The 17,749-nt window shown below is 33.8% G+C and carries 12 protein-coding genes and 1 pseudogene; 12 read left to right on the top strand and 1 reads right to left on the bottom strand.

Annotated features, from left to right (window positions below; translation table 11 throughout):
• From BM289_RS25230 to BM289_RS25220, 3 genes are all read left to right on the top strand, one after another.
• The coding region (locus BM289_RS25230; RefSeq protein WP_244165459.1) for a bifunctional 4-hydroxy-2-oxoglutarate aldolase/2-dehydro-3-deoxy-phosphogluconate aldolase at window positions 1-649 on the top strand (649 nt) is incomplete at its 5' end.
• Between the two features lie 221 nt (window positions 650-870).
• Window positions 871-2,316, top strand: coding sequence for a tagaturonate reductase (locus tag BM289_RS25225; protein ID WP_091499394.1), 1,446 nt, complete (start codon window positions 871-873; stop codon window positions 2,314-2,316).
• A 38-nt stretch (window positions 2,317-2,354) separates the two neighbouring features.
• Window positions 2,355-3,977 (top strand): UxaA family hydrolase, encoded by a 1,623-nt coding sequence (locus BM289_RS25220; RefSeq protein ID WP_091499392.1) that lies wholly within the window; start codon window positions 2,355-2,357, stop codon window positions 3,975-3,977.
• A gap of 355 nt (window positions 3,978-4,332) precedes the next feature.
• Here the strand turns inward: BM289_RS25220 and BM289_RS25215 are convergent, their stop codons facing one another.
• Window positions 4,333-5,361 (bottom strand): LacI family DNA-binding transcriptional regulator, encoded by a 1,029-nt coding sequence (locus tag BM289_RS25215; RefSeq protein ID WP_091499389.1) that lies wholly within the window; start codon window positions 5,359-5,361, stop codon window positions 4,333-4,335.
• A gap of 287 nt (window positions 5,362-5,648) precedes the next feature.
• Here BM289_RS25215 and BM289_RS25210 point away from each other — a divergent pair, with 287 nt between their 5' ends.
• The 9 genes and pseudogenes from BM289_RS25210 to BM289_RS25170 form a co-directional block, all read left to right on the top strand.
• Entirely contained in the window at window positions 5,649-7,085 is a 1,437-nt protein-coding gene (locus BM289_RS25210; protein WP_091499386.1) for a glycoside hydrolase family 28 protein, read from the top strand.
• Window positions 7,086-7,201: 116 nt separating this feature from the next.
• Window positions 7,202-8,146 carry an alpha/beta hydrolase gene (locus tag BM289_RS25205; RefSeq protein WP_244165458.1) on the top strand — a complete coding sequence of 315 codons (945 nt, stop codon included), beginning with the start codon at window positions 7,202-7,204 and terminating at the stop codon, window positions 8,144-8,146.
• Between the two features lie 31 nt (window positions 8,147-8,177).
• Window positions 8,178-9,398, top strand: coding sequence for a glycoside hydrolase family 88/105 protein (locus tag BM289_RS25200; RefSeq protein WP_091499384.1), 1,221 nt, complete (start codon window positions 8,178-8,180; stop codon window positions 9,396-9,398).
• A gap of 23 nt (window positions 9,399-9,421) precedes the next feature.
• On the top strand, window positions 9,422-10,648 hold the full coding sequence (locus BM289_RS25195; protein WP_091499381.1) for a glycoside hydrolase family 88/105 protein: 1,227 nt from the start codon (window positions 9,422-9,424) through the stop codon (window positions 10,646-10,648).
• Window positions 10,649-10,808: 160 nt separating this feature from the next.
• The gene (locus tag BM289_RS25190) at window positions 10,809-12,398 is read left to right on the top strand and encodes a glycoside hydrolase family 43 protein (RefSeq protein ID WP_091499378.1); all 1,590 of its coding nucleotides are present in this window, start codon (window positions 10,809-10,811) and stop codon (window positions 12,396-12,398) included.
• A 10-nt stretch (window positions 12,399-12,408) separates the two neighbouring features.
• Window positions 12,409-14,406 (top strand): pectate lyase, encoded by a 1,998-nt coding sequence (pelA, locus tag BM289_RS25185; protein ID WP_091499375.1) that lies wholly within the window; start codon window positions 12,409-12,411, stop codon window positions 14,404-14,406.
• A gap of 102 nt (window positions 14,407-14,508) precedes the next feature.
• The gene (locus BM289_RS25180) at window positions 14,509-15,864 is read left to right on the top strand and encodes a glycoside hydrolase family 28 protein (RefSeq protein WP_091499373.1); all 1,356 of its coding nucleotides are present in this window, start codon (window positions 14,509-14,511) and stop codon (window positions 15,862-15,864) included.
• A gap of 150 nt (window positions 15,865-16,014) precedes the next feature.
• A complete protein-coding gene (locus BM289_RS25175) occupies window positions 16,015-16,758 on the top strand; it encodes a rhamnogalacturonan acetylesterase (protein ID WP_091499370.1) in 744 nt (247 codons plus the stop codon).
• A 392-nt stretch (window positions 16,759-17,150) separates the two neighbouring features.
• Window positions 17,151-17,749, top strand: a pseudogene (locus BM289_RS25170) (hypothetical protein); the annotation flags it as partial.

The following is a 17,749-nucleotide window of genomic DNA, read 5'->3' as shown; positions in this document are numbered from 1 at the left end:
TGAAGTGGCTCAGACCATGAAAGAAAACGGTATGGTTCCGTTGTTTTTTCATTCTGATATCGAATTGAGTAAAAAAGTATTGAAAGCCTGTTACGACGGCGGATCCCGATTAATGGAGTTTACCAGCAGAGGCGACTTTGCGCATGAAGTTTTCGGAGCGCTGAACAAATATGCTTTAGCAGAACTTCCGGGAATGATCTTAGGAGTTGGTTCTATTACAGATGCGGCTTCGGCTTCATTGTATATGAGTTTAGGAGCGAATTTTATTGTAACTCCTGTTTTCAGGGAAGATATTGCAATTGCGTGCAACCGCAGAAAAGTATTGTGGTCTCCTGGCTGCGGTACTTTAACAGAAATTGCAAGGGCAGAAGAATTAGGCTGTGAAATCGTAAAACTATTTCCGGCTGATACCTATGGTCCGGAATTTATCAAAGCCATAAAAGGACCTTGTCCGTGGACGAACATTATGCCTACAGGCGGTGTTTATCCAACCAAAGAAAGTTTGAGTTCATGGCTGAATGCTGGAGCAACTTGTGTTGGCTTAGGTTCGCAATTGATTTCAAAAGACATATTAGAAAAGAAAGACTTCGACGGATTGACTGTTAAAGTGAAACAGGTTCTTGACATTATAAAAGATATTAGAAAATAAGATTAAGGGGTAATCATGCCAACTCCTTATTTTATAAGTTTTTTTTAGATTTTTAGAGATTGTAATTGAACATTACGCTTGAAAAATTTAGCTAGCCATTCCTCACAGCCGGCTTTATTTTATTCAATCGAGTGTAATGTTTCTTTTACAATTTAAAAGGCAGAAATGATGAAGTAAGGATTATAAATGGTTATTTGAAACAACTAACTAAGAAAATCAAAATGAAAAAATTAAATAGAATAAATATTGGATTAGAAAAGTTACAGCCAATTAAGGTAGTTCAGTTTGGAGAAGGTAACTTTTTAAGAGCTTTTGTTGATTATGCTTTTGACAAACTGAATAAAGAAGTTGATTTTAATGCCGGTATTGCAGTAGTGCAGCCTTTGAAAGATGGTATGGTAAATATGATTAATGCTCAGGACGGTCTCTATACCTTGTTTATGAACGGAATTAAAAAAGGTGAAAAGATACAAGATATTGTGTTAATTAATAATATTGTAAAAACGATAAACCCATATACTGAATTTGCAAATTATTTGGCTTTAGCCAAAGAAGAAGAACTTCAGTTTATTGTTTCTAATACTACAGAAGCTGGAATTGAATTTATTGAAAGTGATACTCCAGACATGCAACCACCAGTGTCATTTCCTGCAAAATTGACGGTTTTATTATATGAAAGATTCAAACATTTTAATGGAGATACTTCTAAAGGAGTTACAGTAATACCTTGTGAATTAATTGACTATAATTCTGAGACACTTAAAAAATATATTTTACAATATGTTGATTTATGGAAATTAGAAGATGCATTTAAAACTTGGGTATCAGAGGCTTGTACCTATCATAGTACTTTGGTTGACAGAATTGTTCCTGGATATCCAAGAGCTGAAATCGAAGAATATAATAATAAATTAGATTATGAAGATAATTTAATTGTTGCGGCTGAACCTTTCTTCCTTTGGGCTATTGAAGGTGGAGATGATTTAAAAGCAAAATTGCCTTTTCACAAAACAGATTTGAATGTAAAAATCGTTGATGACATACGTCCTTTTAAAATGATTAAAGTTCGTATTTTAAACGGTGCGCATACCGCAATGGTTCCTTTTTCACTTTTACATGGCAATAAATTAGTAATGGAAACTGTTAACGGAGATTTTACAGGAGAATTTGTAAATAGCGTTATTAGTGAAATTAGTGAAACTCTTGATATGGACAAAAATGAAATTACGGCCTATTCTGAGGAAGTAATGGACCGATTTAAAAATCCATTTATCAAACATGCACTTGCTGATATTGCTTTAAATTCGGTATCGAAATTCAAAGTAAGAGTTTTACCTAGTTTATTAGGATATTATAATGCCAACAAAAAATTACCTGTTAATTTGACTTTTTCATTAGCTAGTTTAATTCGTTTCTACAAAGGAACTTGGAATGGTCAAAGTTTACCGGTTAAAGATGGTGAAGATATTACAACATTCTTTAACGGACTTTGGAAATCTGATGATTACGAGAAAATTGCTCGTTTAACATTGCAAAACAAAGGTTTCTGGGATCAGGATTTAACTGAAATTCCAGGTTTGACAAGAGCAATAACAATTGGTTTAGAAGAAATAGATTCAAACGGAATTGAAGCTGGCTTTGCTAAGTTTCAAGAAAGAATAAAATAAGAAAACACAACAAAAAGAACAAAGAACAAAGGTTAATTATGGCAACGCAGAAAAAATTAATAAAAGTTCACCCAACCGACAATGTTGCGGTTGCATTGGTGGATCTTACTGCAGGCGAAGTGATTGATTTTGAAGGACAATCAATTACCGTAGAGTCTGATGTAAAAATGAAACATAAGATTGCAATGGTTCCTTTTAATGTAGGGGACAGAATCATTATGTATGGTGTTTTGGTTGGAAAAGCAAGTGCTAGAATCGAAAAAGGCGGTTTGCTTTCTACAGCAAACGTAAAACACGAAAGTGATAAAGTTACTGGCAAAACAGAAACAATTGGCTGGACAGCTCCTAATGTTGATAAATGGAAAGATAGAACGTGGCAGGGCTATCACAGAGAAGATGGACAGGTTGGAACAGAAAATGTATGGTTGTTTTTTCCATTAGTTTTTTGTGAAAACAGAAACATCGAAATCTTAAAGGATATTTTTGAGAAAGAATTGATGAAACCTAAAGAAAACGATTATCAGTTATTGTTGCGTTCTTTGGTGAAATCAGAAACGGGTGGAGCAGGTAATCAAGAAGCTTCAAACGATGCTAACTTATTCAATAATATTGAAGTAAAATTCATTACGCACCAAGGTGGATGCGGAGGAATTCGTCAGGATTCTCATAGTTTGGCGAAGCTTTTGGCAGGTTATGTAAACAATCCAAACGTGGCTGGAGCAACGGTATTGAGTTTAGGATGCCAGAATCTTCAGATTTCAATTTTCAAAGAAGCTTTAGATGCTATTAATCCAAACAGTAAAAAGCCTGTTTTAATTTACGATCAGCAGTCTATCGGAACAATTGAAGCCATGTTAAGCAGTGTGGTAAAAGATACTTTCGAAGCGATTAAAAAAGCAAACGAAATTAAAAGAGAACCAGCTCCATTATCTAAACTAAGAATTGGTTTGGAGTGTGGTGGATCTGACGGTTTCTCTGGAATTTCTGCAAACCCGACATTGGGAGTGTTATCGGATCATTTAGTGGCTTTAGGAGGAACTACAATTCTTTCTGAATTTCCTGAATTATGTGGAGTAGAACAGGAATTAGTAAATCGCTGTATAGATGACAAGGACGGAAAACGTTTCTTAGACTTAATGCAATGGTACGAAAAAACAGTTGTTGATGCAGGTTCAGGATTTGATATGAATCCGTCTCCAGGTAACATTAAAGACGGTTTGATTACAGATGCTATGAAATCGGCTGGTGCTGCTAAAAAAGGTGGTACATCCCCAATTACAGGTGTTTATGATTACGGAGAATATATTAACGAACCAGGTTTTACATTGTTATGTACACCAGGAAATGATGTAGAATGTACAACTGCAATGGTAGGTTCTGGAGCCAATATGGTATTGTTTACAACAGGTTTAGGAACGCCAACAGGAAATCCAATTGCGCCGGTTGTGAAAATTTCATCAAATACACAGTTAGCAAACAAAATGTCTGATATTATTGATATTGATACTGGTGGAATTATCACTGGAGAAAAATCAATTGATGAAATGGCAGACGAAATGCTTGAGTTTATTATTAATGTTGCAAGTGGTAACATTAAAACTAAAGCAGCAGTTTTAAATCAGAATGATTTTATTCCTTGGAAAAGAGGGGTATCGCTTTAATTTTTTTAGGCTCAAAGTTACAGAGATACAAAGAGACAAAGTTTTATAAAGAAGACGCACAACATAGTGCGTCTTTTTTTTATGTTAGGTTTGTCTGTAAGGAGGTGGCGGTAGTGTGTCTCTTGTTTTTCGAGAAAGCTTCGAAGAAGCTCAATATTTATTGCAAAACATTAGCGGTTACAACATAAAGCTCCAGCTGAGCGACATATTTTTCTGCAACCTAAATGTTTCGATCCGCTCAAGCTTTATTCTCGATGGTTCATTGTTATCTATAAATATTTTGCTTCCTGAAGCCTACGTAAAAAAAAAGCTCATTCTAAAATGAGCTAATATGACTTATGTGGTAAAAAAAAAATTAAAAGTTGGTTTTAGCAGAAGACTTACGAATGTGTAATTCTGGCGCTAAAACGACCTTTTTTTCAATTTTGATAGTATCTGTTTTGTCTACTTGTTCTAAGAAAACACGAGCAGACATTTTTCCCATTTCTAATGGCGACTGATCTACAGAAGTAATTGATAATTCCATGAATTTAGTAAACGGTTCGTTACTGAATCCAACAACACAAAATTCGTTCGGGATACTGATATTTCGCTCTTTAAGTTCTTGAATTGCACCTAATGCTGCAAAATCACTTGAAGAGAAGAGAGCGTCTGGAGGCGTTTCTAATTGTAAAAGTTTATCGACAGATTCTTTTCCAGCATCAACAGCACTTTTGGTATAGATTACATATTCTTCTTTAAATTCAATTCCATTGTCTAGTAGAGCTTGTTTATACCCTAAAAACCTGTTTTTAAAGATATCCAATGATTGATCTCCAGAAAAATGCGCAATATTCCTACAGCCTTCATCAATTAAGTGTTTAGTGGCTAAATAACCGCCTTTAAAGTCATTAATGGTTACAGAACTAACACCGTCAATATGTTTGCTTCTATCGAAAAATATCAGGGGTACATTTTTTTCTAATACATTTCTGAAAGCGCTGTCATTTTCATTAGAAACACCAGTAACTGACATCATGATGCCGTCTACTTGTGCGTCTACAAGAGTATGAAGGTTTTCGTTCTCTCTTTTAATGCTTTCGTGTGTTTGACAGATAATGACTTGATATCCGTGTGGATAAAGTTCTTCTTCTATTCCTCGAATAACAGAGGCGAAAAAGTTACTATCAATACGTGGTACAATAACACCGATATTATTACTTCGACCGCTCTTTAAAGCTAGCGCTAATTTATTTTGCTTGTAATTCATCGCTGCGGCGGTTTTGATAACCAGTTCGCGAGTTGCCTCCTTAATTTTAGGATTATTGTTTAATGCTCTCGAAACCGTTGCAGCAGTGATATTTAGTTTTTCAGCAATATCATAAATAGTTACTTTTTCACTCATTCAAAAAAAGTTTATCGGTTTATTTTAGACAAAAGTACATTTTTTTTCATTATGTAATAAAAATTGTTATCGATTACCATAATCAAAAACTAAAACGATTTAGGTTTTACAATGATAATAAATTATCTAATTTTTTGCATTAAATGTAATAAATTTTTGCAATAAAAATTAAATGTATAATTTTTTTCTAAATTAATTTGGTCTCTTAGAACAATTTTTCTACTTTCGTGTAATCGATTACACAATTTTACAACGTTTTCAATAAGAAACAGGAAAATACTGCACAAATGATTACAAATAAGAGTATAACATTAAACGGGATTCTATTTTTAACCTTTCTTGGGTTATTAGTGGTGTCGTGTGCGAAACAACCTTCAGCGGCTTCTTTAGAGAATCCATGGGAAAAGATGGATTTAGTGCTGAAAACTATGCCACAGACTCATTTCTCGAATAAAGTGTATAACATAAATGATTTTGGAGCCGTTGCAGATGGTAAAACGTTAAATACAGCAGCGTTTGAAAAAGCAATAAAAGAATGTAGTGTAAACGGAGGCGGTCAGGTTTTGGTTCCAAATGGTAAATATTTAACTGGCGCAATTCACTTAGAAAGCAATGTAAATTTACATTTAGAAGATAAGGCAGAAATCCTTTTTAGTTTAGACCCTAAAGATTATCCAATAGTTCATACTTCTTGGGAAGGAACAGAAGTAATGAATTATTCGCCACTTATTTATGCTAAAAATAAAACAAATGTAGCCGTTACAGGAAAAGGAACTTTAAATGGACAGGCAGACAGTACTAATTGGTGGATTTGGGCCGGCAGTAAAAACTATGGCTGGAAAAAAGGAATTCCATCTCAAAATGATCCAACAAATCGTGAGATTTTAGTCGATATGGCAGAAAAAGGTGTTCCAGTATCTGAAAGAGTTTTTGGAGAAGGAAGATATCTGCGTCCAAATTTTATTGAATTTTTTGAATGTAATACTGTTTTAGTAAAAGACATAACCGTGATCAATTCTCCGTTTTGGATTCTACATCCAATAAAAACCAATAATATGATTATTGACGGTGTAACGGTAAACAGCCACGGGCCAAATAATGATGGTTGCGATCCTGAATATGCTCAAAATGTTGTGATTAAAAACTGCACATTTAACACTGGAGACGATTGTATTGCAATCAAATCCGGACGTGATGGAGACGGCAGAAGAGTTGCTATTCCAAGTAAAAATATTATTGTGCAAAACTGCAAAATGATTGATGGTCATGGTGGCGTTGTGATTGGAAGTGAAATTTCGGCAGGTGTAAATAACGTTTTTGTTGAAAACTGTGTGATGGACAGTCCGAATCTAGATCGTGCCATTCGCATTAAAACCAATTCAAAAAGAGGAGGCGTTATCGAAAATATTTTTGTTAGAAATCTTGAAGTGGGCACAGTAAAAGAATGTGTTTTAAAATTGAACATGTTTTATAATGTTTACGGATCACAGACAGGAAATTTCATTCCGACAATAAGAAATGTCAGTTTAGAAAATGTAAATGTGAAAAATGGAGGAAAATACAGTATTTGGGCAGATGGATATGCCGAATCGCCAGTTGAAAACATCAAATTAAAAAATGTAAAAATTCAAAAAGTAGATTCACTCTATTTGTTGAAAAATGTAAAGAATATAAACTTTATAGATACCTACGTAAATGGTAAAAAAGTGGAATCTGTAAAATAAGATTTTCTCAAAATTGGTAATTAGTAATTTAAAGATTTTTTGAGAGTATTGTTTTTTGAAGGAGTTAAAAAGGAGTTTAGCTGCTGTTAAGCTCCTTTCTTAACCGAAAAGTAAAAATGAAAATGCAAAAATTGAAATTAATTTTAGTGGTGTTTTTTTATGTTGTTGTGGCACAGAGCCAGCAATATCAGATTGATTCATCTTATACTATAAAAAGCACTTATGCTAAATTAATTAAGAAACATCCTTTTATTACCATTCCAGAGGTTAAACCAAATCCAGATGTTCAGGAAATGTTTGATTTAGTTTATAATAAAGAAAAAGAGAGAATACTTCATTTTGATGCCTTTGTCAATAAAAAAAAGAAAAAAAATCCAGCTGTAATTATGATTCACGGAGGCGGATGGAAATCAGGAAATAAAGACCAAATGCAGTTTATGGGAAAAGAAATGGCTGCAAAAGGATATACCACTTTTTCTATTGAATACAGATTGTCATTAGAAGCAAAATACCCAACAGGAGTTATTGATGTGAAAAATGCTATCAAATTTATCAAAGACAATGCTTTAAAATTTAATGTAGATCCCAATAAAATAGCCATTTTAGGCTGTTCTGCAGGAGGACAGATGGCGGCTTTAATTGGTACCACAAACAATAATCCAATTTTCGAAGACAAGAATTTTAAAAGCAAATCATCATCAAAAGTAAACGCAATTGTCGATGTAGACGGAGTTTTGGCAATGAAACACCCGGAATCTACAGAAGGAGAAGTAGCTGCATTTTGGTTAGGCGGAAAATCAGATGAAATTCCTGAAAACTGGAAAAATGCTTCTGCTTTAAGTCATACCGATAAAAATACCCCGCCAACATTGTATATCTGTAGCAGTATTCCAAGATTTCATGCAGGAAGAGACGATATGATTAAAATTTTGAACGAATATAAGATTTATAATGAAGTACATACGATTGCAGATTCTCCTCATTCCTTTTGGTTTTATGAACCTTGGTTTGGACAGACAATTTCGTATACTGTAGGATTTTTAGATAAAATTTTTAAGTAATTTAGAATGAAATTCTAAACCAGTAAAAATTATGTGTAAATCTCTACTTACAAAGATTAATCTTAAAACAGCAATTGTCTTATTATTTTTTTTAGGTCTTAAAACGATAGCTCAAAATCAAAACGAATCAGGAAAGACTGCTATTCCTTATGATTTAAAATGGTCGGAGAGAATGGCGCTTACAATCTTAAACAGATATCCGCAGGCTTGGCAGTTGGATGGAAACGAAAAGCCAAAATGGGACTATAAAATGGGATTTGTATTGTCTGGTTTTGAAAAATTATATCAAAAAACAAACAATGAAAAATACCTGAATTATATCAAAGAGTATGTTGATGAAATGATTGACAGCACTGGAAACATAAAAAAATATGATATAAAAGAATATAATATTGATTGTCTAAATCCAGGAAAACTGCTGTTTAATCTGTATGATATTACAAAAGATTTGCGCTATTTTGAGATAATTGGAAAGTTAAGAACACAATTAGAAACACAGCCTAGAACAGCTAGTGGAGGATTTTGGCACAAAGAGATTTACCCAAATCAAATGTGGATTGACGGTTTATATATGGCTGAACCATTTTACACTCAGTTCACTGTTAAATATGAAAAAGGAAAGAGTCTAGACGATATTGCAAAACAATTTGAATTAGTACAAAATCATCTTGTAGACCAAAAAACAGGTTTAGTTTATCAGGCTTGGGACGAAAGCAAAGAAATTGGCTGGACTGACAAACAAACAGGAACTTCTCCGACAATTTGGGGAAGAGGAATTGGATGGTATATGGTGGCATTGGTAGAGACATTGGATTATTTTCCAAAGTCACATCCAAAATATAAAGTTCTGGTTGGGTATCTCAATCAGATTGCAAAGAATGTAAATCAGTATAAAAGCGAATTTGGTCTATGGTATCAGGTAGCTGATAAACCAGAAAAGTTTGGAAATTATGTTGAGCCATCGGCTTCTGGTATGATTATTTATGCTCTTGCAAAAGGAGTAAATAAAGGATATTTGGGCGGAAGTTATAAAGTAAAAGCTAAAAAATCTTTTGACAGCTTTATAAAAGAGTTTATAAAAGTGGATAAAAAAGGAGAAGTAAATGTTTTAAATGTTTCATCGAACATTGGGTTAGGAGGAAAGCCTTTTCGTGATGGAACAAATGAATATTATCTTACCTCAAAACCTAGAGATAATGGGGCAATAGGTCTTGGAGCCTTTTTATTAGCCGCAATAGAATTGAATAAATAATTAGAATTTAAATATATTTTGAAATGAAAAATAATAGAAAGCACAGTTATTGGATGTCAGTTTTGATGATCTGCGTTATGACGATTACAAGTTGTAAAGTAACTTCTCAGGAGCCAGCAAAAAAAGATATTGTAATTGCAAAAAATGCAAAATGGTCTGATAAAATGGCTTTGACATTAATGAAACGTCATCCAGAATCGTATATGCTTGATGATGCTAAGAAACCAAAGTGGGATTATGTTCATGCTTTAGTGCTGCATTCAATTGAAGAATTGTACAAAAAAAATCCAGATCCTAGATACAAAGCATATGTAAGAGGTTATGTGGATCAATTGGTACAAGCAGATGGAAGCATCAACACCTATGAGTTTGATAAATTTAATATCGATTTAGTACTTCCAGGACGTTTGCTTTTTGATGTTTATGCCTATTCAAAAGAAGATAAATACTTAAAAGCACTACAGTTAATCCGTAAGCAGCTTTCGGAACAACCAAGAACTGCGAGTGGCGGATTCTGGCACAAACAAATCTATCCAAATCAAATGTGGTTAGATGGTTTATACATGGGAGAACCTTTCTATGCAGAATATACAGCTAAGTTTGAGAATGGAAAAAGTTTCGATGATATTGCAAAACAATTTGAATTGATTCAGCTGAAAGCGACAGACCCCAAAACGGGATTATTGTACCACGGTTGGGACGAAAGCAAACAAATGCCTTGGGCTAATAAAGAAACAGGAAATTCACCAAACTTTTGGTCCAGATCTTTAGGCTGGTACGTAATGGCTTTGGTAGACGTTTTAGATTACATGCCGAAAGATCATCCAAAACGTAAAGAATTGGTTAAATATCTAAACAATGCATCTGAAGCTATACTTAAATTTCAGGATAAATCTTCAGGTTTATGGTATCAGGTAACAGATAAAGGAGGCGAGAAAGGAAATTATCTAGAAGCTTCTGGTTCGGCTATGTTTGCTTACGCTTATGCGAAAGGCGCTAATAAAGGTTATCTTCCAGCTAAATTTAAAAAAGCGGCTAATAAAGCTTTTGATGGACTAACTACAGTTTTAATCAAAAAAGTAGACGAAGATGGCGGAATCACTTTGACAAACTGCTGTCAGGTTGCAGGTTTAGGAGGAACTCCATACCGTGATGGATCTTACGAATATTACGTAAACGAAAGAAAAAAAGATAACGATCCTAAAGCAACTGGACCATTTATTTTGGCAGCTATAGAATTAAATAGATAATTTTTTGAGTTATGAGTTATAAGTTATGAGTGAAGATGCTTCGTTTGTCTTGCTGAGCGAAGTCGAAGCATTGTAAAAAAGTTTCTCAAAGAAAAGCAAATTAGATACCCGACAGGTTTTTAAAACCTGTCGGGTTTAATTGAAATAATAGTTTCAAAAAATGAAAAACATAAAAATCATCCTTTTACTTTTCTCTGTTTTTTTCTTTCAGAAAAGTACAGCACAAGTCTGGGTTCCTGATAATGGAGACGGTACCTATACCAATCCAATTATTCACGCTGATTATTCAGATCCGGATGTTGTACGAGTAGGTGATGATTATTATATGACTGCTTCTTCATTTAATTGTATTCCCGGGTTACCTATTTTACACTCTAAAGACTTGGTAAATTGGAAAATTATAGGTTATGCATTGGCGAAACAGCCACCGTTCGAAACTTATGATAGAGTACAGCATGGAAATGGAGTTTGGGCGCCAAGTATTACGTATCATAAAAATGAGTTTTACATTTATTATCCTGATCCCGATTTTGGAATTTATATGATCAAAGCCAAAAAAGCAGAGGGACCATGGTCGGAACCCCTTTTGGTTAAAGCAGGAAAAGGACTTATAGATCCTAGTCCGCTTTGGGATACAGATGGTAAAGCTTATATGACCCATGCTTTTGCAGGAAGCCGTGCACAGATTAAAAGCTTATTAGTTGTTTGCACCATGAATCCAGAAGGAACCGTTGTAAACAATGACGAAGTAATGGTAATTGACGGGCATGAAGGGGAAGAAACCATAGAAGGTCCAAAATTTTATAAACGAAATAACTATTACTACATTTTTGCTCCTGCAGGTGGAGTGCCAACAGGATGGCAGACTATTCTACGATCTAGAAATGTTTTTGGACCTTATGAAAAGAAAAAGGTTTTGGAACAAGGTTCTACAACTATCAATGGTCCGCATCAAGGTGCGTGGGTGACAACTCAGACTGGAGAAGACTGGTTTTTTCATTTTCAGGATAAAGACGCTTATGGTCGAATTGTTCATTTACAGCCTATGAAATGGGTAAATGATTGGCCGGTTATGGGAGAAGACTTTGATAAAAATGGAATTGGCGAACCTGTTACGACTTATAAGAAACCGAATGTTGGCAAAAAATATCCAATAGAAGTACCTGCAACTTCTGATGAATTTAACGAACCTAAATTAGGACTGCAATGGCAGTGGCAGGCGAATAAACAAGTTAATTTTGGATTTCCAACTAGTTTAGGTTATCTCAATTTATTTTGCAACACTACAACGAAGAACATTTTTAATGCTCCAAATTTACTATTACAAAAATTCCCAGCAGAAGATTTTACGGTAACAACAAAGCTGACTTTTAATTCGAGATTAAATGGAGAATCAACCGGTTTGATTATTCTGGGATTAGATTATAGTGCCCTCAGTTTTAAAAGTTATAACGGAAAACTGTATCTGAATCAGAAAACAGGAACTTTTGCAAACACAATTTCAGAAACAGAAACAAAACCAGTATTAATAGAAAACAATACCATTTATTTGAGAGTAAAAATCAAGAAAGGTGCGATCTGCAACTTCTTCTATAGTTTAGATGATAAAAATTATCAGCCAATAGGAACTGAATTTAAAGCAAGAGAGGGAAAATGGATTGGTGCTAAAGTGGGACTTTTTGCTTTAGGTGAAGAAGTGAAAAATGATTCTGGAAATGTAGCCGTAGATTGGTTTAGAGTAACGAAATAAAAAAGAAATAATGCGGTTAAAAAAACAAATAATCTTTTTTTTATGCTTTTGCAGTTTTGCTGTAAAATCTCAGAATATTTATAAAAGATGGCCAGAAATCATTCGTAAAAATGAAGCGGTATGGTTTGGATCGGATGAAGCGAAAAGAATAGCAGAAAACGTGTTGCTATACCAAAGAGATATTGGGGGCTGGCCGAAAAATATTCAAATGCAGGAGGAACTGACAGAAAAACAGAAAAAAGATTTAACTGCACTGAAAAAAACTGCTGTTGAAACCACAACAGACAATGGAGCAACTTGTCAGGAAATGCTTTTTATGTCTAAGATGTATGCTCAGGTAAAAGAGGAACGTTATAAAGACTCATTTCTACGAGGATTGAATTATTTGTTAGAAGCACAATATCCAAATGGAGGATGGCCTCAGTTTTTTCCCTTAAAAAAAGGATATTATACCCATATCACTTACAATGATGACTCAATGGTGAATATTATGAATGTAATAAAAGCCATCGCAGACGAAACTGATTATTACAGCATTAAACCTTCAAAAGAAATCGTTGATAAATGTAAAAAAGCTTTTGATAAAGGGATAGATTGTATCTTAAAAACACAATACAAACAAAATGGTGTGTTAACAGCATGGTGCGCACAACACGATGAAGTTACTCTTGCTCCTGCAAATGCAAGAGCTTTTGAACTAGCTTCGTTAAGCGGTTCAGAATCGGCAAAAATTGTATTGTTGTTAATGTCAATAGATAAACCTTCAAGAGAAATTGTGACCGCAGTAAAAAGTGCTGTGGAATGGTTTGAAAAAACAAAAATCACCAATTTAGAAGAAAAGAGAGTTTTAAATGATGCAGGAAAAATTATAGATAAAAAAATGATTCCAGCTGTAAATGCAAATCCTATCTGGGCAAGATTTATGGACTTGGAAACAAATGAGCCTTTCTTTTGTGATCGTGACGGAATAAAAAAGAAATCAATAGATCAAATTGGTTCAGAACGTAGAAATGGTTATTCTTGGTACTCAGATGCTCCAAAAGAAGTTTTAAAACGATTTCCAGACTGGGCTGTTAAAAACGGAACCAAAGTAGGCGTTTCAGATAAAAAAAATGTAAATTATATTACAGTGGCACAAGATGGTTCAGGCGATTATACTAAAATTCAGGATGCCGTTTATGCAACTCCAGCTTTTCCCTATGAAAAAGTTACCATTTATGTGAAAAATGGAATTTATAATGAAAAAGTCCGTATTCCAGAATGGAACAACAATGTAATCCTAAAAGGAGAAAGTAAAGAAAATACCATTATTAGCTTTGATGATAATTTTTCAAAAATAGCGTTAGGGAGAAACAGTACATTTTATACTTCTACAGTTTTAGTTGAAGGAGATGATTTTACAGCATCTAATTTGACTATTAAAAACGCCTCAGGAGAACATGGTCAGGCAATTGCATTATCTGTTATTGGAAATCGTGCTAAAATTATAAACTGTAATCTTTTAGGAAATCAAGATACTTTGTATTTATCAGGAAAAGAAGCAAAACAATATTTCAAAGATTGTTATATCGAAGGAACGACAGATTTTATTTTTGGTGGTGCGACAGCATTATTCGAAAACTGTAACATACACAGTATTAAAAGTTCTTATATCACTGCGGCTTCAACTCCAGCAGGAACTCCTTTTGGCTTTGTTTTCAAAAATTGTAAACTAACAGCAAACCCTGAAGCAAAAGACGTGTATTTAGGAAGACCTTGGAGAATCTATGCTAAAACGGTTTTCATTAACTGCGAAATGGGCAGTCAAATTAAACCGGAAGGCTGGGAAAACTGGTCAAAACCTGAAGCCGAAAAAAATAGTTTTTATGCAGAATACAATTGTACAGGCGAAGGATTTCAGCCTACAAAAAGAGTAAAATGGTCGCATCAGCTTTCAAAAAAAGAAGCAGGACAGTATTCGACAGAAACTATTTTGAAAGATAAAATTGCAAATTGGTACTTAAATTAGGCTACTTCTTAATAGTCCCAGTTTACAGTCACAGTTTTCAGTGCAGACTGCGACTGAAAACTGTGACTGCGACTGAAAAAAGAGACTGAAAACAAAAAAAACATGAATATTAAATATTTATTTCTATTACTTCTTTCCTGGGGATCATTTTCACAAAACAGCGATTTCCCATCTGCTAAAGTAGATTCTATAGTCAACAGAATTCATTTGCCAGTATTTCCTTCTTATGAAGTAAATGTGGTGAAACTCGGTGCAAAAGGTGATTCCATTACTGATAATAAAAAGATTTTTGATAAAGCAATGGCATTATGCAAAAAGAACAATGGAGGTACGATAATAGTTCCAAAAGGAATTTATAAAATCAACGGCCCAATTCATTTTATAAGCAATGTCAATCTGAGGATAGAAAAAGGAGCAAAAATAAAATTCAGCGATAATCCAAAAGATTATCTGCCATTAGTTTTAACAAGCTGGGAAGGTACTATGCTTTATAATTACAGTCCGTTGATTTATGCTAATAATTGCACTAATATTGCCATAACAGGAAATGGAACTATTGATGGAGAAGGAGGGAAAATATGGAAATCATTTAAAACAAAAGAAGGAGAAGGTAAAAACCGAAGCCGTGACATGAATCACAATAATACGCCTTTAAGCGAAAGAAAATTTGGAGAAGGCTATTTTTTAAGACCGCAGATGATTCAGTTTTTAAATTGCAAGAATGTTTTGGTCGAAAATATTAGAATTGAAAATTCACCATTTTGGTGCCTTCACTTATTAAAATCTAAAAGCATAACCATTCGAGGTATAAGTTATAAATCATTGAATCATAATAATGATGGAATAGACCCTGAATATGCAAAAGACGTTTTAATAGAAAATGTCAACTTTGATAACGGAGATGACAATGTAGCTATAAAAGCAGGAAGAGATCACGAAGGACGAGCCAATACAGCAACGCCAAGCGAAAATATTGTAATAAGAAACTGCAATTTTAAAGGACTTCACGGAGTGGTGATTGGCAGTGAAATGTCGGCTGGAGTACAGAATGTTTTTGTAGAAAATTGTAAAACAGCAGGGTATTTAAAAAGAGGCATTTATCTAAAAACCAATGCGGATCGTGGAGGATATATTAAAAATATATTTGTTAGAAATATTCAGTTAGACCAAGTAGAAGACTGTTTGTATATCACCGCAAATTATCATGGAGAAGGAAAAGGTTATCAGTCGGATATATCTAATGTACATTTTTCAAATATCAGCTGTAATAAAGCTTCTGAATCTGGAATTGTCATCCAAGGATTTCCAGATAAAAAAATTAAAAACATTACCTTAAATAATATCGAGATTAAGGAAGCAAAAAATGCATTATCAAACGAGAATGCAGAAAATGTTTTAATGACCGATGTTTTTATAGGACAGAGAGCAACAGTGCCTACAGCAGTTTCAAAATATTAGGTTCAAAGTGACAAAGAGACAAAGGTTCAAAGAATTTTTTCTGTAGAGACGCACCGCAGTGCGTCTGCACAATGAATATCGATAAAGTTTTATGAAAAATAAACCTTTGTGTTCTTTGCGGTTAGACCACCACCAAAAACAACAAACAAAATGAAAAAATACATTCTATTAGCATTCCTAATAACATCCTTTGGCTTTGCACAAAAAACATCATTATATTGTATTGGCGATTCCACAATGGCCAATAAAAAAGATCCCACTCGTAATCCAGAACATGGCTGGGCACAAGTATTGCAATCTTTTTTTAAAGAAGATATAGTAGTTGTAAACAAAGCAGTAAACGGAAGAAGCACAAAAAGTTTCATCAATGAAAAGCGTTGGGATTCTATTTATGCAAAGCTTAGAAAAGGAGATTACGTATTAATTGAATTTGGACATAACGACGCCAAAATAGAAGATTCTGCACGTTATACAAATCCACATACAGCATATAGATATAATTTAATTCGTTTTGTAAAGGAAAGCCGTGAAAAAGGAGCTATACCTATATTGTTGACTTCTATCGCTAGGAGGAATTTTAATGAAAAAGGAGTATTAGTTCCTACTCATGGTGATTACCCTTTAGAAACCCGTTTGGTTGCTCAGGAATTTAAAGTTCCATTTATTGATATGGAATACCAAACTGAAATATTGGAGCAATCCTATGGACCAGAAAAATCAAAAACATTACATCTACATTTTAAAGCAGGTGAACCCCCCTTCTATGACAAAGATAAAGCAGATGATACGCATTTGTCTTTAAAAGGGGCAAATGAGATTGCTAAAATATTTATTAGTCAGCTTAAAAAGTTAGAAGATTCATCTTTAGATAAATTAAAAAGAGGGATTAAATAAATAAAGATTTAGCTATTTACCATTACTGTAATTTAGTAATCAATGTATGAATACGAGAAAGAGAAAGCGCGAGCTTTCTCTTTTTTTTTGCAAACTTTAAATATAATCATTTAGTAAAAAAATGTCCTATAATACTTTTTGGACATGTAAAAAATAAACTTTTAGTATAGCACGATTTATAGATATGTCTTAATCTATAAGTTTAAAAACTTTTAATGGCAAAATTAAAAGGGATTTGACAAGAACTTTGCACCTTGAAAATAAGTTTTTTGATTATGAGATTGTTGTAGTGAATGTTTATAAAGTTTTAATTGACATTTTATGAAAAATCACTGATAATCATTTACTTATAATTATTAAATAATTTAAAACGTATAATATCTAAGTAGGTCATGAAAAATAAATTACTTCCTTTATTTGTTGTTTTAGGATCGTTTTCTGCTTATTCACAGGTTGTTGTAGGGAAATTGGACCCTACTTCACAATCTGCTCAGTTAGAGGTTTATTCTAACGATAAAGGGGTGTTGATTCCAAGGATAGCATTGAAAAGTACAACTGATGCAACTACAGTTACTCATGGCAGTAGTGGTTTGCCATATGAGAATAGTTTACTGGTTTTTAATACAGCAACCATTTCTGATATAACACCAGGGTACTACTATTGGTATATTGATAGATGGAATAGAATTGCTATTTCTGGTGAAAATGGAGTAGGACCGGCAACAGAAGCTGGTAATGGACCTCCAGGAAATAAAGGAGAAACTGGTTATCCAGGTTTAAGTATTGTTGTTTATAAAGACACTACCACTGGAGATTTATACGTTCAGATGCCCGATGGAACCTGGACTAAAATTACTGGTAAAGACGGTAAAGACGGTAAAGATGGTAAAGATGGTAAAGACGGTGCAGTAGGAACAGCCGGAGGCAATGGTGCTCCAGGAAACGAAGGCCAGCCAGGCTATCCAGGAAAAGGCGTAAATATCTATACAGA

This window comes from Flavobacterium phragmitis, from assembly GCF_900112575.1.
GTDB lineage: Bacteria > Bacteroidota > Bacteroidia > Flavobacteriales > Flavobacteriaceae > Flavobacterium > Flavobacterium phragmitis.
Note: the sequence above shows the minus strand (reverse complement) of the source record. Positions and strands in the feature narration are given on the sequence as shown.

Coding starts and splice junctions, on each gene's coding strand:
- BM289_RS25225 (WP_091499394.1), top strand. CDS start 871: ATGAAAAAATTAAATAGAATAAATATTGGATTAGAAAAGTTACAGCCA.
- BM289_RS25220 (WP_091499392.1), top strand. CDS start 2,355: ATGGCAACGCAGAAAAAATTAATAAAAGTTCACCCAACCGACAATGTT.
- BM289_RS25215 (WP_091499389.1), bottom strand. CDS start 5,361: ATGAGTGAAAAAGTAACTATTTATGATATTGCTGAAAAACTAAATATC.
- BM289_RS25210 (WP_091499386.1), top strand. CDS start 5,649: ATGATTACAAATAAGAGTATAACATTAAACGGGATTCTATTTTTAACC.
- BM289_RS25205 (WP_244165458.1), top strand. CDS start 7,202: ATGAAAATGCAAAAATTGAAATTAATTTTAGTGGTGTTTTTTTATGTT.
- BM289_RS25200 (WP_091499384.1), top strand. CDS start 8,178: ATGTGTAAATCTCTACTTACAAAGATTAATCTTAAAACAGCAATTGTC.
- BM289_RS25195 (WP_091499381.1), top strand. CDS start 9,422: ATGAAAAATAATAGAAAGCACAGTTATTGGATGTCAGTTTTGATGATC.
- BM289_RS25190 (WP_091499378.1), top strand. CDS start 10,809: ATGAAAAACATAAAAATCATCCTTTTACTTTTCTCTGTTTTTTTCTTT.
- pelA (WP_091499375.1), top strand. CDS start 12,409: ATGCGGTTAAAAAAACAAATAATCTTTTTTTTATGCTTTTGCAGTTTT.
- BM289_RS25180 (WP_091499373.1), top strand. CDS start 14,509: ATGAATATTAAATATTTATTTCTATTACTTCTTTCCTGGGGATCATTT.
- BM289_RS25175 (WP_091499370.1), top strand. CDS start 16,015: ATGAAAAAATACATTCTATTAGCATTCCTAATAACATCCTTTGGCTTT.